Here is a 21,696-nt window from a genome sequence, read left to right on the forward strand (position 1 = left end):
GCGCGTCCGCCTTGATGCGTCCGATGCGCGTCGCGGCCCGGCACGCACTTGCCGGACCGCGACGCGCATCGCGTGACTTCCTCAGGCGCTACGGAGTTGATTTCCAATGACCGGTCCCTGGGTTGCCCCCGAACTGCTGGCCGCCCTGCCAGTTCCATGGCAGTTCGCGGATCCCGTCGAGCGTGGCAAGGCGACGCGAGACCTGCCACCCGACCCGCAGCAGCGGGCTGAGGCCGTACAGGCGTTGGAGATGTGCCTCCCCTACCTGGTGGACGTCAGAGACCGTTACGGCGACGAGACCGACTGGGGGCTTCCCAAGGCGTTCTTCGACGACTACTGGTTCCTCCTGTACGCGAGGCTCAAGCAGTCGATGCCGACCCTTACCGACGTCACGCCCGAGAGGGTTCGTGACTGGGCCGAGGAATACCTGGACGCGGATGACGTTTTCGGTGCGACCTGGACGACGCCGCCGGACGAGGTCGTTGACCGCATCGGTCGGTCCTGGGCTTTCTTCATCGTGCAGGGGGCGACGGAGAGTCTGGTGCGGTGGCTCCGCCAGGTCGGACCCGACCACCTGGACGATTCGGAACGAGCCCGAGTGGTCGATCTACTCAAGGAGGCCAGTCGTCGTCTGCAGTGGCGTCTGACGATCATCACCATTCCGGCGGTCCTCGATCTCGGCGGCCCCGACGAAAAGGACTACTTCGATCGCCTGGCCAGCGAACCGGGCCTGCACGAGAAGACCCGGGCCGAGGCGGAAAGTGTCAGCTCCTTCATCGACCGCCCACACGAGCGATCTAGGCCGTCGCGAGTGCGCCGGCCACCCTCAGACCGGGTCGTCTCCCATGCTGTCGGCCCGGGTGCCGCCGCTAACACCGGCTCCGGCGGCCAAGGCTCGCGAGTGACTCAGCCAGCGCCCTGACCGGCGGTGCTCAGGCCGTACCTGCGCAACACCGCGGTGAGGTTCTCGTACGGGGCACCCGGCCCGCTGTCCACCCTGTACCACCATGCGCGACGCGCACCCCGGCCGAGCGCCCGGCCCGGGATCACCTCCGGCTCGGAGTCGAGCGCCTGTTCCTGACGCCCGACCAGGATGCCCAGCGGCAGTGCGGGGAGGCTCGGCGTGCTGGACCGTACACCGCCGGATCGACCCGGATGCACGGTCACGATCATGCTGCGAACGGTCGTCGCCACCTTCTCGGCGAGCGCCTCGATCGTAGCCTCGTCGACCACCGACAGTGGAGGGCCGGCCAGCCGGAGCTGTTCGCGGACGCCGACGTCGACCCGCTCGACCGTCAGGACCCCGAGCAGCGCCGAACGATGCTCCCCTCCGACGATCGCCACGCTGGTGGGCGCCGGTGCCCGGGTACGGCAGAACGAGGTGAGGTCGCGGCGCGACCACCGCTCGGTCACCGGCTCGGCGACGCCCCACCCGGCGGGGTCGTTGCCGGTGAGGGCGCGCACGGCGGCCTCGGTGCTGGCACCGAGTTCCAGGGCCTCGGTGGCCGGATGCAGCGTGACGATCTGAATCTCCAGGCCGCCTGACCACGGTACGGCGGTCGGCAGCGGGCCACCGGTAGGCGATCCGTTGGATGCCGAGAAGCGTTGACCGTCCCAGTGCAGGGGTAACCCGGTGAGCCCGTCGCGGTACCGGTCGCCGGCGCGCACCACCCACTGCCCCTGGGCCTGCGCCAGCATCACTTCGAGCGGGTACGTGATGGAGCCGTCGGCCGGCGTGACGAGCTGAAGCAGCAACCCGTTGCGGACCGCGTCGACCGCCGCTTCGGCGAGCCAGGGCGAGAGGCCGACCACCGCGCGGTGCTGGTGCAGGACGACGGCCCGGTCGGTGATCGTGTCGGTCGCGCCGGTCATCGGTTCGCCCATGTCAGTCCCCCCGTTATCGATACCAGCGCGTCGGTGAAGCGGCGGGTCACCTCGGCGGCCTGTGGGTCGCCGTCGGGTGCCCGGCTCTCCACCCACCAGACCCGGCCGCCGAAGGTGTCGTCCAGCGTGACGCCGAGCAACCGTTCTGCCTCGCCCGGCACCTGTACCAGCCGCGCTGTCTCGACGGTCAACAACAACCGACCGTCAGCCGGGTCGAACAACTGCACCAACCCGGCCGAGTCCACCGTGTCCATTTTCAGGTCGGAGCCGACCGCGACCAGGGCGCCGAGCATCGTGGCAGCGTCGGGCTCGGAGCGGCACAGGGCCACCGTGTCGTACGTCATCAGTGCTCCTTGGTCTCGCCGAGGTACGCGGTCTGCGTCATGCGCGGGGGGTGACCTGGGCGGATGAGCTGCCCGCGCCCCACCGGTAGGACCGTTGGCCGCACCCCCGTGAACAGTTGGCCCTCCGTGCGGTCACCGGACATGAGCAGACTCAGACAACCGGCCTCGCGCACGGCCAGCGGGAACGGTTCGAAGAGGCCACGCGACGCACCGGCCACCCGGCGCGTCATCACGACGTGCAGCCCGGTGTCACGCGCGGCCGCCACATAGGGGACGAACGCGCCGAGCGGCTGGCTGGCCGACGCGGCGAGGATGTCGTAGTCGTCGATGAGCAGCACGATCCGCGGACGCGTGGGCTCGGACGGTTGCCTCGTCGCCAGTTCCTTGCACACCGCCGTCGACAACTGCTGGGCGAGTGTCGCGTTGGTGGCGTAACCACCGAGGTAGGACTCCGGCACCACGTCGGCGAGCCCTCGACGCGGATCGAACACGGCGAACACCAACTCGTCGGACGTGTACTGCCCCATCAACTCCTCGGCCACGAGCCGCAACAGGTTCGTCTTGCCGGTCCTGGGGTCGCCGAGGACGAGGAAGTGCTGGTCTCGACCGAAGAGGTCGAGCACGGCGGGGGTGAAGTCGCTCTCGAACCGGCCGAAGGGGACCACCCCGTGCCCGGCCGGGGTGCCGGCGAGATCGGCCAGCGGAAGCACCGCGGGAAGCACCCGCACGGGTGGCGGCAGTGTCCCCGACCACGATCCGCGTACCGACTCGGCCGCCGCGACCAGACCGGCGTTCGCCGGATCCGGTTGGCCGTCGAGGCGCGGCAGGGCGACCTGGGCGAACAGCTTTGCGCTGGTCAGCGCCCGTCCGGCCTGGTCCGGCGAGATGCCTCGGGCCAGCCTGCCGTCGATGCTGGACTCGGCGGGCTCGGTGAGCCGCAGCTCGATGCGGTTGGCGAAGGCGACCTGCTGGGCGGCGCGAACCTCGTTCCACCGCCGGGCGGTGCCGATCACGTGGATGCCGTAGCGGCCGCCCCTGGCGAGCAGGTCGTGCACCTTGGGTTCGAGGCTCTCGAACTCGGCGTTGAGCTGGCCGTACCCGTCGATCAGCAACACCACGTCGACACAGCCGACCTCGGCGCGTACCCGTTCGCCAGCGGCGCGCAGGTCGTCGATGGTGTCGAACTGGTGCTGGGTGTAGATCCGCTGGCGTTGCGCGAGCATGGCGTGCACCTCGTCGACGGTGCGGCGGATGCGCTCCCGGTCCTCGCGGCTGGCGACGCCGCCGACGTGGGGCAACCCGGCCAGGCCCGACAGCCCGTTGCCGAGCAGGTCGATGCCGTAGATGCCGACGTCGGTCGGACGGTAGGTGGTGGCCAGACCCAGCGCCAGGGTACGCAGCGCGGTCGTCTTGCCGGTGCCGGGACCACCGAGCACGAGTGCGTTGCCGCCGCTGCTGGCCAGGTCGACCAGCCAGGGGCCCTGCCACTGACGGGCCGGGTCGTCGAGGCGGCCGAGCGGCACCGGTAGCCCGTCGCCGGCCGGCCCGGCGAGCTCCAGCCGGAGCCCTTCCGGGGTGCTGCGGATCCCACCGGCCGCCTGGTCGAGGGTGAGGGCGGACGGCAACGGCGGCAGCCAGATCGCCTGAACGCGCTGGTCACTCGTGGCCATCTGTTCGACCACTGTCGAGAGCAGCGTCGGGCCCGTGGTGCGCCTGGTCGCCTTCGGCTCCTCGGGTACGCCGTCGTCGGTGTCCCGGCGGACGGTGCCGACCACCGGCATCGGCTTGGCCATCGGGCCGACGATCGGGGCGAGCTCGGCGTCGGCTCCGTCGGTGAGCGGGCCGGAGACGTAGGCGGCCTTGAACCGCTGGTAGATCGAGACGTCCACCTTCAGATACCCGTTGCCGGGCAACGGAGGCAGTTGGAACGCGTCGACCGTGTCGAGGACGGTGCGCGACTCCATCTCGGTGAGCGTGCGCAGCCCGAGACGGTAGGCCAGGTAGTTCTCCAGGCCGCGCATCTTGCCCTGCTCGACCCGTTGGCTGGACAGCAGCAGGTGCACCCCGATGGACCGGCCGATCCGACCGATCCGGAGGAACAGGTCGATGAACTCCGACTTGGCGGCGAGCAGCTCGCCGAACTCGTCGATGAGCACGAGCAGGTGCGGCAGCGGGGGCAGGGTGGTTCGCTCGCCCTGCACCGCGCGCAGCAGGTGGTACTCGACGATGTCGGTGACCTTGCCCGCGTCGGCGAGCAACTGCTGGCGGCGCTGCACCTCACCGTCGAGGCTGGTGTACATCCGTTCCACCAGCGCGGCGTCGGCGACCAGGTTGGTGATCAGCCCGGAGACGTGCGGCATCTCGGCGAACGGTGCGAACGTCGCGCCGCCCTTGTAGTCGACGAGCACCATCGCCAGCCGTTCGGGCGGGTGGCTCGCCGCCAGGGCGAGGACGAGCGTCCGCAGCAGCTCGCTCTTGCCCGACCCGGTGGCGCCGACACACAGCCCGTGTGGGCCCATCCCGAGCTGCGCGGATTCTTTCAGGTCGAGCAGCACCGGGCGGCCCACCGGGTCGACACCGATCGGTACGCGCAGGAAGTCCCGCTCGCCCCGGGGCCGCCACAGCGTGGCCAGGTCCAGGTTCGTGGGATCGGACAACCCCAGCAGGTCCTGGAAGTCGGCCGGCGGGGTGCCCGTGCCGTCGTCGTACGAGTCGGCCGACAGCCGCAGCGGTGCGATGGCACGGGCGAGGCCCTCCACCAACGGCACCGGCACCTCGTCGACCGTGCCGACCACGGTCATCGGCGGCGAGGCGGCAAGATCCTCCAGGGTGAGCGCACCCCCGTCGACGGTGATCCGCCGGGAGATGTCGCCGGGCTCCTGCAGCCGGTCGGCGAGCAGGTGCACCACTGTGACACCGAGGCTCCCGAGACCCACGAACTGGTCGGGGCTCGCCAACGCGCGGGCCACCTGGCCGTGGGCGTCGTCGATGACCAGCAGCCGCGACCGCGTACGGGCCTCGGCCCTTCCGGCGTTGTGGCGGAATGACTTGAGCGCGTTCGTGGCCCGCTCCTCCAGGTCCCCGGCGAGGAGTTCGGCGAGCGTCCCGGGGGCGGTGACCAGCAGCGGGGTGGGGCCGGCCGGTCCGATCGAGGTCCGGTCGAGCAGGTGCGGCAGCCACCGCGCCCACCGCCAGGTCGTCGCCCGCTCCGGCGTGGTGACGATCGCGAGCGTCACGTCGTCAGGGGCATGGAACGCGGCGACCTGGACGAGGATCGCGCTGGCGAGGGCGACCACCTCGTCGTAGTCCGGCGAGATCACGCTGACATCGCCGGCGCAGTCCAGGTCGACCCGGAGCGGCAGCCCCGGCGTCAGTTCGAAGCGGCGCATCAGCGACTGCGCCTCGTGGCGCATGAAGGGGTCGAGCGGGTTGGTCGGTGTGCTCTGCTCACGCAGTTGCATCGGCCGGACGGGTAGCGCGCCCATGCCTACCCGTACCCGCAGGAAGTCGATGTCCGCGCGGCGGCGTTCCCACAGTCGCGCCGGGCTGCGGATCACGTCGAGCAGCCGGCTGACCGGCGGGTCGAGCACTGTCGCCTGTTCCTGGAGGCGCTGCTCGTCCTCGCGTAGCTGCTCGCGTAACTCTTCCAGGTAGTCCTGGTACCGCTCGCGCTGGACCCGGCGCTGCCGACCGGCCTTGCCGAGCTGGGTGAGGTACATCGCCCCGGCGGCGGCCAGCGCGACGACCATGACCACCGCGCCCAGTGCCGCGAAGCCGGAGCCACGCAGGAACATCATCATGCTCATCGCCACGCCCGCGCCGGCCATCGGCAGCAGCGCCTGGAGCCCCATCGCGGATCGGCCGTCGGGCAGCTGCGGTGGCGCGTCCAGCACGAGCGGTTCCATCGTGGATGCCGGGCGGGCGACCCGGGTGGGGCGGTGCACCATGCGCGTCGACATCAGGGCGTCCTCCGGTCACATCCGCCGGGCCGTGGCCAGCGCCAGGCCGGCCGCGCGGGTCGCCTCGACAAGCGTCGCCTCACCGATCCGCGACGGCGTGATGAGCGCGCCGGCCGCCAGGTGACGGTCGTAGGGCAGTACCACCACCGGTACGCCGGTGTGTTCGATCAGCTCGCGGGCGGCGTCACCGAGGAGTGCGTCGCGGCCGTCGGGGTTGCTGGTGCTCAGGACGACCACCACCCGCGCCAGCCACGACCCGTACCCGCCGTCGATGATCCGGCGCAACGCCTGGTAGGTGGCGCGGACCCCGTCCGGCGTTCCCGCGGCGACGAGCACCACCGAATGCGCGTCGGCCATGGCCGCCGCCGCGGTACGGGACTCCAGGCCGGGCGGGCAGTCGACGACGGCGACAGCGAAGAGACGCGACAGCGCCCGCGTCACCTCGCTGCACAGGGTCGGGTTCGCGGTGCCACTCGGCAACACCCACAGGCCCGTTCCGGTACGCGGAAGGAACGGCTCAAGCGCGCGGAGGTCGCCGCCCCGGGCTGCGATCAGGTCGGGTGCCAGCCGCTCCAGGGGCGGCTCGCCGGGCGCGCCGAGCCGCCAGGTCAGCGAGCCCTCGTACGGGTCGGCGTCGGCGACGAGCACCGGATCGGCCCGCCGCGCAGCGAAGACCGACGCGAGCACCGCTGCCACGGTGGTCTTTCCCGCCCCACCGTGCACGGAGGCCACCGCGATCCGCCGACCGGTGTGGACCGGCACCTGCACCTCGGCCGTGAGGTCGGCGAGCTCCCGGGTCGCCCGGCCGCTTGTGAACATTCGGCTGGCGCTGCGCCACAGTCGTCGCAGTGCCGGGTCGCCGGGGAGGATGCGCCGCACGAGCGACAGGTCGTCCGCCTCCGACCTCGCCGGCTCGCCGTGCACCCGTGGTGTCGGAGCCGGACGGGGCGGCGTCGACGCCGGCTGCCGGGGGGCCGCAGCGGGGGTGGCCGAGCCTCCCGGCACCCGCCGCTGTGGTGGGTGCGGTCCGTGCCCCCCGGAATGGGTCGGCCCGGGAACCGGTGGAGCACTCATGCCACCGCCTCAATCAGAACGTGTTGAGAAGTCGCGAGTAGAGCCCGAACACCCCGACCGCGACGGGGACCAGTGCCATCACGGTCAGCGCCTCGACGCGGTCGGCGTACTGCCGGGCTCGCGCCAGAGCGTGCGGCGGCGGCCGGTAGGCCAGGATCACGAGGGTCACCGCGCAGAACGCCAGCGCCACGAGCGCCGGGCCCCACCACGCGCCGGGCGCATCCCGTGCCCAGCGAGCCAGCAGGCCGCCCGCGATCACCAGCGCACCAGCCACCAGCCCCACCACCTCGACGGTCAGCGGGAACGCCCGCATCCGCAGCAGCAGGGCGGTGGCCACCAGGGCCGCCAGCACCAGCGACCAGGGGCCCGCCGCGGCGGCCAGGACGAGGCCGCCGAGCGCTGCCGACGTCGCCGTCGCCAGCGTCGCCACGGCCAGCCCACGGTGCGCGGAGTCGACTGCGGCCAACACCGCGACGCGGCTCACCAGCTCGTCGTTGCTCCGCCGGTCGTCGAGGCGGGTGAGCCCGGACGCGACCATCGCGATCCGGGGCAGAAGCCCCAGCATTCCCACGGACACGATCGTCAGCACCGCCGCGACGCGCTCGGCAGGCACGGCGAACGCCAGGGGTACGCCCCAGCCGGCCACCAGGGTCAGCAGCGTTCCGCCACCGAGGACGCCAGCACGGCGGTTGCCCGTCACCGCGCCCACGGCGAGCACGACGCAGCCGGCGCCGATGGCCCAGAGCGCCCAACGCAGGGTGCGCCCGCTGGTCAACCCGGGCACCATGCTCATCGTCATGGCGGCACCGCTGGCCAGGACCGCGATCCCGACGGCCCGCCTTCCCACCAGCCCGACGAGGAGGCCGACCAGCGCGACCACGCCCCCGATGACGCTGACCGCCACGGGGCCCAGTTGCGGGGCCGCGAGGACAGACGCCATGCCGGCGGCGACCAGGCAGACGGCGGTGGCGGTCCACATCCGTGGGGCGACGCCCCATCGCCCGTGCCGGCGGGCAAGGTCGTCGCCGACCTCGTCGGCGACGTCGTGCACGATCGCCGCTGGCGGTGCTTCGGAGATCGGGTCGACCCGTAGCATCGCACCGTCAGAGACGGCCGCCTGTCGCAGGCTGCCGGCCGGATCGAGCACCGTGCCGTCGAGGGTGCTGATCTGGTAGCCCCGGGAATCGTCCATCGGCTGGTGCCCGACCATGGCGACGATCTCGGGCAGCAGCAGACCGAGCGGCTCGTCGGCCGGCAGCACGAGGTCGATGCGACGGCGCGCCCCGGCCAGAGTCACCCGGCTGAGTTGGCCTGCTGCGGTGGACGACTCGGTCTGGGTCATCGCGCCCCCTCCGACTGGGCCGGTGGCGGGTTGCGCGCCTTCTGCTGGTCGGCGATGACGCCCTGGAGGAAGGACCAGCCCACGCACCCCGCGCAGGCCACGGCCGCCAACACGAGCCCGACCCGCAACCAGCGGAACCCGTCACCGGTGGCACGGACGCGACGCTGCCTGCCCCACAGCAGCAGCTCACGCATTCGGGCACGGCGGACCGCGACCGACTCGATGAGCTGGGTGTCGTATTCACGAGCCACGGCCCGATTCTATCCACGATCGCTGATCCAGCGGGGGTGACGATCGGGTGGCGGTGCGGCGCCCAACTGGTCGTTTCTCGTGGATGGGCCCGCGACGGAGTTGTCCGTCGCGGGCCCGCCTTCCACGGTTCAGCGTCGCAGGGTCAGCAGGCCCGGCTCAGCGCTGCAGGGTCAGCAGACCCGGCCGGTACGGCAGGAGGCCGTAGTCCACGCCGTCGGAACTGGGGGAACGCCCCTGGTAGAGCAGTTGCAGGTTGCAGGCGTCGACGGTCATCGTCTGGTCCGCGTTGGTCCGCAGCAGCTCACCGTGACTGATGTCGTTGGTCCAGGTCGCGCCGCTGTTGACCTTGCCCGCGAACGGGTTGCTCTGGGACGCGGCCTGCGGCGTCCACGTACCACCCAGGCTGGTGGCCGTGAACGAACGGAAGTAGCGCCCCGTCGAGCCGATCGCCTCGACGATCATGAGGTACTTGTTCAGACCCTGGAGCTTGTAGACCTGGACGGCCTCGAAGAGGTTGTTCGTGGTGTCGCTCATGATGGTCGTGTAGTTGGAGCCGAAGCTGCCCGGGAAGTTCCCGATCGGCATGCTCGCCCGGTAGATCTTGCCGTTGTCCCCGGCGAAGAACAGGTACATGTTCTGGTCGTCACCGATGACCGCCTGGTCGATCGGCCCGGTGCCCGAACCGGTGATGCTCCCGCTGAACAACGTCTGCGGCGACGACCAGCCGTTCGGGTTGGTCGGATCGGTCGACGTCCGATACGAGAACGCCGGCCCACCCCACTGGTACGCCAGCACCCAGATGTTGCGCGGCGCGAAGTAGAACAACGACGGCGCGACAGTCCCGGAGTTCATCGCGTTCTGACTCGCAGAGGCCATCTGCGAGTAGTTCGTGAACAGGCTGAAGTTCATCGAACCCCAGCTCGACCCGAAGTCGTGCGTGGTGGCGTACACAAGCTGCTGGCCGTTGTACGGCGCGACGGTGAAGTCCTTCAGCGACACCCAACCGGACCTCGGGTTGGCCAACGAGCCGGTCGACGACCAGCGGTACGTCGAGGGAAGGTCACACGTGCCGGTCGGCGGCGGCGTGGTGGGCGGGTTGGTCCCACCGTCGACGCGGACGAGCTGCCACTGCTGGTTGGCGCCGTTCCAGTCGTCGTACTGCACAATGTTGCCGCCGTCAGCGGTCGACGCGCCCTGCACCTCCATCACCTTGTTGCTGTTCCGATTGATCAACCGGACGTAGCCGCTGTCCGAATCAGCCAACCGGAACTGCTGGTTGGTGCCGTTGTTGTCCGACCACTGCACGATCGACGCACCGTTGGCGGTCGAGCGCTGGTAGACGTCGAGCACCTTGCTCGACAGCCGCGACTTCAACCGGTAGTAGCCACCGCCGGAGTCGACGAACTGCCACTGCTGCTGGTTGCCGTTGTTGCGGGCCCACTGGGTGATCCGGGCGCCGTCGTTCGTCGCCAGGTTGTACACGTCCAGGGCCTTACCGCTGTTGCGGTTGACCAACACGTACCACGCGCTCGTGTCGACAGTCGCCGCGGCGGCGGGTGACTGCACCACCGCCACGGCGACACCACCGACCATTACCGCCGCCGCGCCAGCGGCGAGGATGCGGGGCAACCACCATCGCCGCCGCGGCGGCGCGATCGATGCGGACCTATCGAGGGCAGACATGATCCTCCTTCAGTGACCAAGTGCCGAACGGTCTGCCCGAGATGGGCACACCGCGACACGTGCCCGGGCGCATGCGTCGGAGGAGTTAGCGCTAACAAGCCGCCTACATGCCCTGGTGCACGCCTGATTCGAGGTCGACGAAGCAGGCTCGCCCGGCAAGCCGTCGTGTCGTCGTCCTTAGGCATCGACTGTGAGCGATAACATGCCGTTCGTCAAGACGTAACGTGCTGGGAACATCGACCGATGACACACCGCGACCCGTGACCTGATCACTCGTTCACGACCAACGGCAGGCCACCACTTCGCGGAGCGGCTAGGAACAGCGTTCGTTGGCGCTAACATCGATAGTCGACCATGGAGTGACCGATGACCACCACGGCCTTCTTCGCCGTGGTCAACGAATCCAACTCGATGGCGAACTCGCCCGATGTGGTGGCTGATCGCCCTGCGGGGTTTGCGCTGCGGTGAGGGCCGCCGGCCTGCGGTGGAGCGAGATCGACCTGCACACGGGCCAGCTGTCGGTGGTGCGGCAGCGCACCACCGCCGGTTACGACGTGCACGAGGGGCCACCGAAGTCCGCGACCAGCCGCCGGAGCGTGGCCTTGGACCAGCACACCGGCTGCACGACCTGCGGCACGGCGCGGCGACCCTGGCGCGGGAAGCCGGCGCCGATCTCAAAGCGGTGCAGGACCAGCTCGGGCACGCCACCATCCAACTGACCGCGGCTACCTGTCGACGTCGCTGGTCACGCAGGCCTGGAACTCGGTGCCCGGCCTCAAGGGCCTGATGACCTGGTCGGCGAACTGGGACGGGTCGAAGGGGTGGACCTTCGGCGACAACGTGAAGCGCCTGCAGGGCCGCTGACGTTGCCCTCATCGAACACCGCGCCGTCCGCATGCCACCCATGAGATCGGTGCACCGAAAGTGCCCTCCCAAGCCGCGCAGATCAGGTCGTCGATAAACCAGATCGTCGCAGCCCAGAAGGGCACATTCGTCATCTACGCGTCAACTTGTAAACCGCTACCCAACGATCCGAGCCATGGATCCAGGCTGTCATCCGGCAATTCCGGACGCACGTCGGCACCGGGAGCGTTCACGACGCGCGCGTCTGCTTCGCCAGGAAAGCCGCTGTCCAGCAGCTTACTCACCGCCCGAGACTCCGCAACATTGGCCGTCCCGGGAATGCTGACACACGCCCATTCCCGATCTATTTCCGAGCTAGTTCGGCCACGGCGGACGATCTGACATTCTGAAAAACACCGAGGCAGGTCTCAGCTATTCGGATACGTAGGAGTCATATGGCAATCATAATGCCAGTCTCTGCGATCGCAGCTCAACGATTGGCCGACGGTGATGGAGGACGCAGTGTTGTCTGGGAGGGGGGTAAAATCGAATACAGGACTGCCATCGAAGTTCGCCTTCGAGTGCGGCATGATCGATGCTTGCCCTGGCTTCTTGTTCAATGTGTACCCGTTGTAGTGCCCATCCTGATACAGGAACACCCAGTGGTCGGTATTGTTAGTGATCGAGGACGCCGCATCGTTGAGGGTCTTGCGATTATAGAAGGTGTAGCCTCGGAAATCGGCGATCTCTGCCTTGAACTTGGTGGCTCCATTGGGCTGGAGTTCCGGCAGAACGGCGACAGACCCGGTTTGGTTCAACCCCGAGTAAATACAGATCTGCCCGTCCGGGCACGGGTACGGTGCCGCCTGAGCGACCCCAGGGAGCAGCGCCGCAGTGCCGGTCGCAGCCGCAGCGAGGGCGAGCGCCCTGAAGACGAGGTGTTTGTACATTGGTGCCTCAATCCGTAGAGTCTCTCGAAACCGGTGCGGTGGGGTGAACGGCAACCCGCAGGCATTGTTGTGTGAACCGTGACGCCCCTGACTGGCCACCACCACCGCGTCCTACAGGCTATCGTCGCGCACTTGATGAGAGCTTCCAGAACAGTGGACAGCGACTGAATTTGAGCTACCCCGCGTTTTCAGAGGGCATTCGATTTGCACTTGATCTACTAGACGAGTAGTTCCTTTGCCAGGGGTCGATGGTCTGGGCATGAAAAGAGGGCATCCAAGATCGTGTTGTGGCGCAAGACCTGGATACCCTCTTGACCGCCCCTGTACGTGAAGATCGACGACAGCATCCGCACGCCCCGGTGGCGGGGCCGGCCACCGCTGCTGACCGAATCTGAACTGGTGTGCCTGGCGGTGGCGCAGGTTCTGCTCGGCGCCCACTCGGAGGCGCATTGGATGCGCTACGCCGTATTCATCTGGCCGGCATGTTCCCGTACCTGCCCCAGCGACCCGCTCGACGGCGCAACGCTCGGATCACGCCGGCTGGGCCGGATACGGCTACTGCACCTCCCACTCGCGATTCTTCTGGGGCCTGCGGCTGTCCTTGGTGTGCACCCGACTGGAATGCCGATCCTGTGGGCCCTGGCCAACCCGAAGATTGGCGAGCGGAAGGTCCTCGCCGCGACGCTTGAGGTCGAGGCCGGTGGTGGCCGAACACCACGGCATTCTGCTGATATCGGATACGGGCTTCGCGTCCAAGGTGTCGAGCGGGACCTGGCCGAGCAGGGCATCGAACTGCTGCGGCCCTCCCGCAAGCGGGAGAAGGCCCGTTACGGCGAGGCGTCTCCTGGCCATGGCCGCCGCGATCTGACACAACAACAAGACAGGACCACCCGTTACCCGGTCACTGATCGCTTGCTACCACTGACCGGACTTCGGCACTACTCGTCTAGCGTCCGTCAGCTCAGGCAATCGTCCGCAGACGACCAACGGCGGCGGTCCCCCTCTGTGTCGGCGGCCATGCTTCTACCTGGTTCGCAACCCCCTGCTCGACGGTCACGTGCCGCTGCACGCGCCGACGCTCAGTGGAGGCGTGGCCTGCTGCACGGGTGGGCAAGCGGTCAGTGCGGGACCGGTGCCATGACCGGCAGTCGGATGGTGAAGGTGCTGCCGTGGCCGAGGGTGCTTTCGACGCCGAGCGTGCCGCCGTGCGCCTCGGCGAGTTTGCGGGCGATCGACAAGCCGAGCCCGCTCCCGCCGGTGCTGCGCGTCCGCGAGTCGTCGGCCCGCCAGAAACGGTCGAAGACCTTGGGTATGTCGGCGGGTGCGATGCCGGCTCCGGTGTCGACCACGGCAATGGTCAGCTCGTCGTGCAGTACCGCGCAGTGCACCGTGACCGAGCCGCCCGGGGCGGTGTGCCGGACCGCGTTGGTGACCAGGTTGCCGACGAGTTGGCGCAGCCGGGCACCGTCCACCGCCACCTGCGGGTCGGCGACCACCGAGGTGCCCAGCCGTACTCCGGCGGCCTCGGCGGCGCCTCGGTGCGCCTCGACGACCTGCTCCAACAGGTCGGCCACATCGTGCGACTCGCGGTGCACGCGCAGGTCGCCGGCGTCGGCGGCGGCCAGGTCCCGGAGGTCGTCGATGATGTGCTGGAGCAGCAATGCCTCCTCCAGCAGCAGGACGAGCAGCTGCGCGTCGAGTGGCGCGAGGCCGTCCTGGGCGGCCTCCAGCCAGCTGCGTATGTTGCTCAGCGGCGTCCGCAGCTCGTGCGCCACGTCGCTGACCATGGTCTTGCGTAACGCCTCGGTCTGTTCCCGCCGGGCGGCGAGTTCGTTGAGCGCGGTGGCCAGGAGCCCGATTTCGTTGCGGGTGGTCACCGGCACCGGGCCCTGTTCGTCCGCCGACTGGCGGGTGGCCTCGATCAGTGCCCGCAGGGGTCGTACCAGCCGGCGCCCGACCAGAATCGTGATCAACACGGTGACGGCCAGCACCGCCCCGGTCACCTCGGCGATGCGGATCATGTTCGCTGGGGAGAGGTTGAACACCGGTCCGGTGGTGCCCCGCGACTTGTCGGTGACGAAGAGGAGCGCCGGCGGTGCCACGTACTCCTTCAGTTGAACCAGGCGTGACTTCTGGAGGCACTCGTCGATCTGCTTGTCCAGTTTGGCGTCGTCGGTCGGGCTGGCCGTGCGGTCTGGATTGATGGCGACTCGAACACCTGCACCCTTTTCCTGCAGGCACCTTTTCGTCAGGGTCTGTAGCTGCGCGATCCCATCGGCCTCGCTCGGCATGGGCTTGGCCAACTCGCCGGGTGGGCAGGCGATGGTGAAGTCGCGTTCACCCGGGTTGACCACCTGCACGGACGCCCGCCCGGTCGGGCTGACGACAATCGTGCCGCCCGTCAGGTGGTCGCGGATGCAGGCGAGTTGCCGTGAGGCCAGGCTACGGGTGACGGCGCTCTCCCGTTTGGTCAGCAGGTACGGCCCGATCGCGCGCGCGTCGACCCGTTCGGTCCCGCCGGTCAGGCTCAGGTCCACCTGCAACGGGTCGATGGTCGCCGACGGCCGCGCCGTATCCAGCGACGGCCCGTCCGGTGCGGAGTCGGCGATCGGCTGCCGATCCGGGGTCATCAGGGTGATCCGGCGGTCGAGCTTGCCAGCCCGCTCGGTGACCACTGCCGTCACACCCGACCAGTCCCGATGGGTGGCGGCGTAGCCCAGCAGCGTGTCGTAGATACTCTTGTCGTCGGCGAGCGAGCGTCCCTGCTCCTGCTGGATCGCCCGCGTGGTCGACTGGACGGCCAGCCAGGCGGTCGCCAGGATCGCGCAGACAGCCACCAGTATGGATGTGGCCAGCAGCCGCACCATCAGACTGCGGTGTAGCGGGATCCGCTGGCGCGTCACGGTGCCGCCGCGTTCAGCTTGTAGCCGACGCCGTACACGGTCAGCAGAAGTTGTGGCCGGCGGGGGTTCGCCTCGATTTTTCGCCGCAGGTTCATGACGTGTACGTCGATGGTGCGTCCGGTCGACTCCCGGTCGATGCCACGGGTGTGCAGGAGTAGCTGGGTGCGGGTGAACACCCGGCCGGGCTGGCGGATCATCGCTGCCAGGATCGCGAACTCGCCGGCGGTGCAGTCAATCGGAATGCCGTCGACGGTCACCGTGCGTCGCGGTTCGTCGACGGTGAGGCGCCCGACCCGGTGCGCCGGTGACTCCTGAGGCTTCGTGCGGACGCGGCGTAGCAGCGTTCGGATCCGGGCCACCAGTTCTCGCGGGCTGAAGGGCTTGGTCAGATAGTCGTCGGCACCCAGATCCAGCCCGAGCAGTAGGTCGTCCTCGCTCGATCGGGCGGTCAGCATCAGCATCAGCACGTCCGATTCCTGCCGCAGGGTCCGGCAGACCTGCAGGCCGTCCAGCTTCGGCATCATCACGTCGAGCACGAGCAGGTCGAACTGCTGCTGGCGGGCCTGCTGTAGCGCCGTTTCGCCGTCATGGACGACCGTGGTCTCGTGACCTTCCGCGACGAGATAGCGGCGCAACGCCTCGGCTTGCCGTTCGTCGTCCTCGGCGAGCAGCACATGTGCGCACACGACGGCGACTATAGGTCAGGCGGCAAGGCCCTGAGTCCGGTGCCGTTCCCGGGACGGACGATTCGTCGCTGCCCGCACCGGTACGAGACGAGACGCATCGGCCGCGAAAAGATCGTGGTCTGGCCTGACAGGATTCTGATATTCGCGTCTGATGATCGGCGCCATGCCATTGACCCCACCAGCGCAGTCGTCTGATTCTGAGACTCAGGTCATTCCGGCCGTCGACGCGGACCCGACGCCGCGCCGACGTTACCTGAGAACAGTGGTCCCAGCTGTTCTCGTCGCCGGGATCGCCGCTGCGGCCGGTGTCGTCTGGTTCGCCGGGGCTGGCGGTACCCCGCCGCCGGCTGATGGCGAACCGGTTGGTGTGGAGACCATCGCGCTGGTGAAGCAGGATATTTCGACGTCGCAGTCGCTGACGGGCCGTCTCGGCTACGGCGCCGCCCAAACGCTCAAGGGTGGCAAAGAGGGCACGGTGACCTGGCTGCCCATGCCGGGAATGTCGATCAAGCGTGGCCAGCAGCTGTACCGCGTCGACGACCGGCCGGTGTCGCTGTTCTACGGCGGCATACCGCTGTACCGCCCGTTGAAGGACCCCGACATGGTTGGCCGGGACGTGCGGGTCGTCGCCGACAATCTGAAGACCCTCGGCTATGACGTCGGCGATCAGCCGAAGCCCGGTACCCGGCTGTCCAAGTCGGCCAAGTCGCCCTCACCCAACTCGCCGTCACCCAAGTCCAGCCCCGGGGTGACGGTGCAGAAGGGCGAAGGCGTTCTGACCACCGCGCTCCGGGCCGCCGTCAAGCGCTGGCAGAGAGACCTGCACGTTCCGGAGACGGGCACGATCGAGCCCGGAGACGTGGTGGTGCTCGTCGGCGCGGTCCGGATCGACTCCGTCGCCGTCCTGCCCGGTGAGAACGCGAGCGCGCCGCTGATGTCGGTCACTCAGACCACCAAGGCGATCAGCCTCGAGATGGAGGTGGGTGACGCAAGCTCGATCGAGCAGGGCGATCCGGCGACCGTGCACCTGCCCGATGAGAGCACGGTCAGCGGCAAGGTTACCGCCATCGATACCGCCGTGAAGCCCGCGGAGGAGAACGGCGGCTCGAGTAACGCCGTACCCAAGGTCACCGTAACCGTCGCTGTGGACAAGCCCGACACCATCGCCAAGATCGATGCCGCCGAGGTGCAGGTCGATTTCGCCGCCGAGACCCACAAGGGCGTTCTCGTCGCTCCGGTCGGTGCGCTGCTGGCGCTGAACGAGGGTGGCTACGCCGTCCAGCTCGAGGGTGGAGCCCTGGTCGCGGTCGATACCGGCATCTTCGCCAAGGGACTCGTTGAGATCAAGGGCAACGGCCTCGTCGAGGGAACGAAAGTGGTGACCACCTCGTGAGCATCGTGCTCTCTGCCCGCGGCGTGGGCATGCGCTACGCCGGCGGGGTCGACGCGTTGCGCGGGGTTTCCCTCGACATCGTGGAAGGCGAACTACTCGCCATCGTCGGACCCTCCGGCTCCGGCAAGTCGACCCTGCTCAACATCATGGGCACGTTGGACCGACCCACCTCCGGCACCGTTCTGATCAGCGGCCAGGACGTCGCCAAGCTCGCCGACCGCCAGCTCTCCGCCCTGCGTGGGCACTGGCTCGGTTTCGTCTTCCAGCAGTTCCACCTGACCGACGGCCTCACCGCCGCCGAGAACGTGGCCACGGGCCTGCTCTATGCCGGAATCCCACGCAAACGTCGCCGCCCGCTCGCGCTCGAGGCTCTCGACCGTGTCGGCCTCGCCCATCGCGTCAACCACCGGCCGGCCCAACTCTCCGGCGGCGAGCGTCAACGTGTCGCCATCGCCAGAGCCCTCGTCAACAGTCCGGCTCTCGTGCTGGCCGACGAACCCACCGGCGCGCTCGACACGACCAACGGGTACGCCGTGCTGCAACTGCTGCACCAGCTCAACAGGGAAGGCACCACCATCGCCATCATCACTCACGACAACGAGATCGCCGCCAGCCTGCCCCGCCGCGTCGAGATCCGCGACGGTCGGCTGGTCCGTGACACGGCGGCTGCCCGGTGATCCGCCGGATCCGACTCTCCCCGCTCGACCTGCTCGACGTCGGGCTGCTCGGCATCCGTACCCGCAAGGCGCGGGCCGCCCTCTCCGCGCTGGGCATCGCGATCGGCATCGCCACCATGGTCGTCGTCACCGGGATCCCCGCCTCCAGCCAGGCGGCGCTGCTGCGCGAACTCTCCGCGCTCGGCACCAACAATCTGCAGGCCATGGCCCAGAACGACGTCAACCCGCCGCCGAAGCTTCCCGAAGAGGCCGCGGCGATGGTGAAGCGCATCGGCCCGGTCACGGCTGCGAGCGCGGTCGCCAACACCCACACGTTCGTGCGCCGTAACGACCGCACCGATCCCCGCGACGGGTCGGGCCTGACCGTGCTCGCCGCCCGCCTCGACCTGCTGCCAGCCATCAACGCGAAGGTGCGCTCCGGGCACTGGCTCAACCCCGCCACCGAGAGGCTTCCGACGGTGGTGCTCGGCTCCGTCGCCGCGGCCCGGCTCGGTTTCAGTGACCTGCGCAGCACCGCCGGCGCCGGGCCATTGGTGATCATCGGTGACACCTGGTTCACCGTTGTCGGCATTCTCGCCCAGACGCCGCTCTCGCCGGACATTGACCGCTCGGTCCTGGTCGGCTGGGAATCGGCCCGCAGTCAACTCCGCTTCGACGGACACCCCACGGTCATCTACATCCAATGTAGAGAGTCGGCGATCGAGGCCGTCCGTGCGGTCCTGCCGTCCACCATCTCGCCCGTCCAACCCGGGGATGTCGTGGTGACCCGCCCGTCGGACGCTCTCGCCGCGAAACGGGCCACCGAGAACAACTTCTCGTCCCTGTTTCTCGGTCTCGCCCTGGTCGCGCTGCTCGTCGGCGGGATCGGAGTAGCGAACACGATGGTGATCTCCGTGCTGGAACGCCGTACCGAAATCGGCTTGCGCCGAGCGCTGGGTGCGCACCGGGGCCAGATCCGAGCCCAGTTCCTCACCGAGTCGGCCGCGCTGGCCGCGCTCGGCGGCGTCGCCGGCACCCTGCTCGGCATGGTCGCCGTCGCCGGCTACGCGGTGTACCACGGCTGGCCGATCGTGGTCTCGCTGCCGGCGACGTCCGGTGGGCTCGGCGGTGCCGTCGCGGTCGGCGTGATCGCCGGGGTCTACCCGTCGGTCCGGGCCTCCCGACTTACCCCGACCGAGGCGCTCGCCTCGGCCTGATGGTCACACCTTGGGGAAGACGCCAGGTCCCGTCGGGTCGTTGCCATGTGGGCGCCGCCAGCAAACAGTTTTCTGACAGTCAGTGGTGATTCTGGATGCCGACGGGCCGTACCACGCCGAAGGCCCGACAGAAGGCACACGATAAGGATGGCAGCACGATGATGAAATTCTCGGTGGCCGCGGTCGCCATCGCGATGGTGATTGGTGGCGCTGGCTGCTCGGCTTCCACCGACTCTCAGGCGGGTGCCGGTGGCAAGGCGGATGTGGCGACGCTCGAGAGTGGAACGCCCTCCGTAGCCGTGTCGGCCAAGCAGGCCGAGCGTCCCCGTAAACGCCTCGACGACACCCTGGAGGACACGAAGGCGCGCTACAAGCCCTACGAGGACTGCATGATCGAGCACGGTTTCGACGTCATGAAGGAACGGGCCAAGGGCACCTCCCGCGGCTCCGCGAAGAGCGCGGCGGCGAACAAGGCTTGTGAGAACCTGCTGCCGCTGGAGCCATGGGAACTCGACCCGGCCAATCCGGAGGTGGGGGACTTCATGCGCGATGTCGTGAAGTGCCTCAAGGGCAAGGGTCTTGAGAATGCCGCCTTGGGCGATGACGGTAAGAGTTGGACCGTCCGCGACGGTGAGGCCGACCCGAACTCGATCTCGAAGAGCGACTCGGAATCGGCTCAGAAGGTGATGGACCTGGGGCAGGCCTGTCAGCGGGAGGTCGCCGCGAAGCGGAAGTAACGGCGGGAGTTGGGGCGCGGCGTCACCCGGTGGGTGGCGCCGACGTCGAGCGGATCAACGCTCTGGTCCTGACGCCGACGCCGGAAGCCGGCGTCAGGACCCGGGCGCGAGGCCGTACATCGAGGATCGCCGGATAGGCAATGCCGCTGTCATCGCCGCGAGGCCGGGTTGCGGCGCTCCAGGGCAAAGCCAACAGTGGCGCCACCTGGACCAACGACATCGGCCACGGCGAACTCATTCGCAACCACCGCCGACCAAACCTTCACTGTCGACCCCTGCAGCCTCCAACTGCTCTACCAAGGCCCGATCCCCCAACTATTGGCGGATACTAGGGCCTCCTGCCCTACTGATCCGGCCTGCTCACCCTGCAACGCTGACACCACGCCCAACACACAGGGGCCCGGCAACCAGCGGGGCCCCGCTGTGTCGTGACAGTCCTACCGGTGCGGCGACACGTAGCCCAGTTCGATCGCCCGGCGGGTGAGTTCTGCCTTGTTGGCAGCGTTCAACTTCGCCCGGATGCGCTTCAGGTACGTGCCGACGGTCGACTCGGTCACGCCCATCCGCTCGCCGATCATCACGTTGCTCAACCCGCTGGCGACCAGCCGCAACGCCTTGATCTCCTGGTCGGCCAGGTGAACCCGGTCGGGACTGAGGAGGCCGCACATGGCCTCGACCAGCCCCGGACTGATGTAGACGCTGTCCAGGGCGGCGGTTTCGGTGGCCGTCCGCAGATCCCGTTCGGCGTCGTCGGCGAGGATCATCGCGCGGACGCCGGCCCGGATCGCGTCCGGCAGCGACAGCCGCACGTCCGGCCGGCACACCAGCACCGCCCGGGTCCGCCGCGGCAGCACCGACCAGAGATGGTCGTGCACGGAAGCGCTCCGCAACCCGGTGATGTCGACGATGACCAGGGGCGGGCCGGCCGGGAGAGCGAGAAGCCGCGCGACCGAGGCGAGTTCGAGGCTCACCTCGAGGCCCGGCAGGTTGGACACCAACCGGACCAACCCGGCCCGGGCGACGTCGGACGGGGACACCACCGCCACCTCGAGGGTGCTCACGCGTGGTCCTTGGGCTGGTTCACGACGGCACCTCCCGGTCAGAGCGGTACGACATACCCGAGTTCGATCGCGCGTCGCGTCAGGTCGGCCTTGTTGGCCGCGTTCAACTTGCTCCGCACCTGCCTGACGTACGAGGTGACGGTGGACTTCGTCAGGCTCATCCGCCCACCGATCTGCTCGTTTGTCAGGCCCCTCGTCACCCAGTGCAGCAACTCGATCTCACGTTCACCCAGCGTGAGATGGCAACGCTCACCGTCCCCGGTCAACATGCCCAGCATGTCGGCGGTCAGGTGTATCCCACCGTGCCGTACGGCCTCCACGGCGAGGATCAGGTCGTCGACCTCCGTGTCACGGGTCACGAAACCTCGCGCGCCGGCGGCTATCGCCTGACCCAGGTCCGGCGGGTCGCCCGGGTCGCAGAGCAGCACGGCACGGGAGTCGGTCGGCAGCATGCGGACGAGCGCGTCGACGGCACGGGTCGGCCAGTCGATCACCACCACTTCCGGGGCTAGTTCGGCAGGCATCTCCGCCAGGGTTGCGAAGCCACACGGCGTGAACCTCGACGACGCCTCGGCAAGTAGGCGACAGACGCCGTGCCGCACCACCGACCCGGCGGCGACGACAGCGATTGTTGTCATACGGACTCTCCTGTAGATCGCCGCACGACCATAAACACGTCGTCTTGACATCCACTTAACTTGCGTCGTGCGAC

General features: G+C 68.9%; 18 protein-coding genes and 2 pseudogenes. 7 read left to right on the forward strand and 13 right to left on the reverse strand.

Annotation, left to right across the window (positions count from 1 at the left end; translation table 11 throughout):
- Positions 1-106: 106 nt before the first annotated feature.
- The gene (locus ABGB10_RS09510; RefSeq protein WP_347660504.1) at positions 107-922 is read left to right on the forward strand and encodes a hypothetical protein; all 816 of its coding nucleotides are present in this window, start codon (positions 107-109) and stop codon (positions 920-922) included.
- On the opposite strand, the gene ABGB10_RS09515 is transcribed toward ABGB10_RS09510, so the two are convergent.
- From ABGB10_RS09515 to ABGB10_RS09545, 7 genes are all read right to left on the reverse strand, one after another.
- Entirely contained in the window at positions 907-1,884 is a 978-nt protein-coding gene (locus tag ABGB10_RS09515) for a DUF6177 family protein (RefSeq protein ID WP_347660505.1), read from the reverse strand. The two genes, ABGB10_RS09510 and ABGB10_RS09515, sit on opposite strands and share 16 nt — an antisense overlap.
- Positions 1,869-2,228: a hypothetical protein gene (locus ABGB10_RS09520; protein WP_347660506.1), complete on the reverse strand. Its 360-nt coding sequence runs from the start codon at positions 2,226-2,228 to the stop codon at positions 1,869-1,871. Before ABGB10_RS09520 ends, ABGB10_RS09515 begins: the two co-directional genes overlap by 16 nt.
- Positions 2,228-6,187 (reverse strand): type VII secretion protein EccCa, encoded by a 3,960-nt coding sequence (gene eccCa / locus ABGB10_RS09525; protein WP_347660507.1) that lies wholly within the window; start codon positions 6,185-6,187, stop codon positions 2,228-2,230. The genes ABGB10_RS09520 and eccCa overlap by 1 nt, the downstream gene beginning before the upstream one ends.
- A gap of 15 nt (positions 6,188-6,202) precedes the next feature.
- Positions 6,203-7,066, reverse strand: coding sequence for a hypothetical protein (locus tag ABGB10_RS09530; RefSeq protein WP_347660508.1), 864 nt, complete (start codon positions 7,064-7,066; stop codon positions 6,203-6,205).
- 208 nt (positions 7,067-7,274) lie between these two features.
- Positions 7,275-8,603 carry a type VII secretion integral membrane protein EccD gene (gene eccD, locus ABGB10_RS09535; RefSeq protein ID WP_347660509.1) on the reverse strand — a complete coding sequence of 443 codons (1,329 nt, stop codon included), beginning with the start codon at positions 8,601-8,603 and terminating at the stop codon, positions 7,275-7,277.
- Entirely contained in the window at positions 8,600-8,854 is a 255-nt protein-coding gene (locus tag ABGB10_RS09540; protein ID WP_347660510.1) for a hypothetical protein, read from the reverse strand. The genes eccD and ABGB10_RS09540 overlap by 4 nt, the downstream gene beginning before the upstream one ends.
- Positions 8,855-9,011: 157 nt before the next feature.
- Positions 9,012-10,538 (reverse strand): non-reducing end alpha-L-arabinofuranosidase family hydrolase, encoded by a 1,527-nt coding sequence (locus ABGB10_RS09545; protein ID WP_347660511.1) that lies wholly within the window; start codon positions 10,536-10,538, stop codon positions 9,012-9,014.
- A gap of 430 nt (positions 10,539-10,968) precedes the next feature.
- On the opposite strand from ABGB10_RS09545, the pseudogene ABGB10_RS09550 reads away from it, so the two are divergent.
- A pseudogene (locus ABGB10_RS09550) lies at positions 10,969-11,268 on the forward strand (site-specific integrase); the annotation flags it as partial.
- A 268-nt stretch (positions 11,269-11,536) separates the two neighbouring features.
- On the opposite strand, the gene ABGB10_RS09555 reads toward ABGB10_RS09550, so the two are convergent.
- The 4 genes from ABGB10_RS09555 to ABGB10_RS09570 form a co-directional block, all read right to left on the reverse strand.
- On the reverse strand, positions 11,537-11,686 hold the full coding sequence (locus ABGB10_RS09555) for a hypothetical protein (protein ID WP_347660512.1): 150 nt from the start codon (positions 11,684-11,686) through the stop codon (positions 11,537-11,539).
- Between the two features lie 123 nt (positions 11,687-11,809).
- Complete coding sequence (locus ABGB10_RS09560; protein WP_347660513.1) at positions 11,810-12,331, reverse strand: peptidase inhibitor family I36 protein; 522 nt, start codon at positions 12,329-12,331, stop codon at positions 11,810-11,812.
- 1,118 nt (positions 12,332-13,449) lie between these two features.
- A complete protein-coding gene (locus tag ABGB10_RS09565; protein WP_347660514.1) occupies positions 13,450-15,234 on the reverse strand; it encodes a HAMP domain-containing sensor histidine kinase in 1,785 nt (594 codons plus the stop codon).
- Positions 15,231-15,920 carry a response regulator transcription factor gene (locus tag ABGB10_RS09570; protein ID WP_347660515.1) on the reverse strand — a complete coding sequence of 230 codons (690 nt, stop codon included), beginning with the start codon at positions 15,918-15,920 and terminating at the stop codon, positions 15,231-15,233. The genes ABGB10_RS09565 and ABGB10_RS09570 overlap by 4 nt, the downstream gene beginning before the upstream one ends.
- Positions 15,921-16,071: 151 nt before the next feature.
- On the opposite strand from ABGB10_RS09570, the gene ABGB10_RS09575 reads away from it, so the two are divergent.
- From ABGB10_RS09575 to ABGB10_RS09595, 5 genes and pseudogenes are all read left to right on the forward strand, one after another.
- Entirely contained in the window at positions 16,072-17,313 is a 1,242-nt protein-coding gene (locus tag ABGB10_RS09575) for a hypothetical protein (protein ID WP_347660516.1), read from the forward strand.
- A gap of 29 nt (positions 17,314-17,342) precedes the next feature.
- Positions 17,343-17,990: an ABC transporter ATP-binding protein gene (locus ABGB10_RS09580; protein WP_347660788.1), complete on the forward strand. Its 648-nt coding sequence runs from the start codon at positions 17,343-17,345 to the stop codon at positions 17,988-17,990.
- On the forward strand, positions 17,987-19,186 hold the full coding sequence (locus ABGB10_RS09585; protein ID WP_347660517.1) for an ABC transporter permease: 1,200 nt from the start codon (positions 17,987-17,989) through the stop codon (positions 19,184-19,186). Before ABGB10_RS09580 ends, ABGB10_RS09585 begins: the two co-directional genes overlap by 4 nt.
- A 158-nt stretch (positions 19,187-19,344) precedes the next feature.
- Positions 19,345-19,923 (forward strand): hypothetical protein, encoded by a 579-nt coding sequence (locus ABGB10_RS09590; protein WP_347660518.1) that lies wholly within the window; start codon positions 19,345-19,347, stop codon positions 19,921-19,923.
- A 182-nt stretch (positions 19,924-20,105) separates the two neighbouring features.
- Positions 20,106-20,255, forward strand: a pseudogene (locus tag ABGB10_RS09595) (non-reducing end alpha-L-arabinofuranosidase family hydrolase); the annotation flags it as partial.
- Positions 20,256-20,360: 105 nt separating this feature from the next.
- Here ABGB10_RS09595 and ABGB10_RS09600 read toward each other — a convergent pair.
- Entirely contained in the window at positions 20,361-20,984 is a 624-nt protein-coding gene (locus ABGB10_RS09600) for a response regulator transcription factor (protein ID WP_347660519.1), read from the reverse strand.
- A gap of 38 nt (positions 20,985-21,022) precedes the next feature.
- Complete coding sequence (locus ABGB10_RS09605; RefSeq protein ID WP_347660520.1) at positions 21,023-21,622, reverse strand: response regulator transcription factor; 600 nt, start codon at positions 21,620-21,622, stop codon at positions 21,023-21,025.
- Positions 21,623-21,696: the final 74 nt, after the last annotated feature.

It is taken from the genome of Micromonospora sp. B9E7 (assembly GCF_039871815.1).
In the GTDB taxonomy this organism is placed as follows: Bacteria; Actinomycetota; Actinomycetes; order Mycobacteriales; family Micromonosporaceae; genus Micromonospora.

Excerpts from the sequence above, each read along its gene's own strand:
- ABGB10_RS09605 (WP_347660520.1), bottom strand. The coding sequence starts at position 21,622 with ATGACAACAATCGCTGTCGTCGCCGCCGGGTCGGTGGTGCGGCACGGC.
- ABGB10_RS09560 (WP_347660513.1), bottom strand. The coding sequence starts at position 12,331 with ATGTACAAACACCTCGTCTTCAGGGCGCTCGCCCTCGCTGCGGCTGCG.
- ABGB10_RS09590 (WP_347660518.1), top strand. The coding sequence starts at position 19,345 with ATGATGAAATTCTCGGTGGCCGCGGTCGCCATCGCGATGGTGATTGGT.
- ABGB10_RS09520 (WP_347660506.1), bottom strand. The coding sequence starts at position 2,228 with ATGACGTACGACACGGTGGCCCTGTGCCGCTCCGAGCCCGACGCTGCC.
- eccD (WP_347660509.1), bottom strand. The coding sequence starts at position 8,603 with ATGACCCAGACCGAGTCGTCCACCGCAGCAGGCCAACTCAGCCGGGTG.
- ABGB10_RS09575 (WP_347660516.1), top strand. The coding sequence starts at position 16,072 with ATGATCGGCGCCATGCCATTGACCCCACCAGCGCAGTCGTCTGATTCT.
- eccCa (WP_347660507.1), bottom strand. The coding sequence starts at position 6,187 with ATGTCGACGCGCATGGTGCACCGCCCCACCCGGGTCGCCCGCCCGGCA.
- ABGB10_RS09515 (WP_347660505.1), bottom strand. The coding sequence starts at position 1,884 with ATGGGCGAACCGATGACCGGCGCGACCGACACGATCACCGACCGGGCC.
- ABGB10_RS09510 (WP_347660504.1), top strand. The coding sequence starts at position 107 with ATGACCGGTCCCTGGGTTGCCCCCGAACTGCTGGCCGCCCTGCCAGTT.
- ABGB10_RS09580 (WP_347660788.1), top strand. The coding sequence starts at position 17,343 with ATGCGCTACGCCGGCGGGGTCGACGCGTTGCGCGGGGTTTCCCTCGAC.
- ABGB10_RS09545 (WP_347660511.1), bottom strand. The coding sequence starts at position 10,538 with ATGTCTGCCCTCGATAGGTCCGCATCGATCGCGCCGCCGCGGCGGCGA.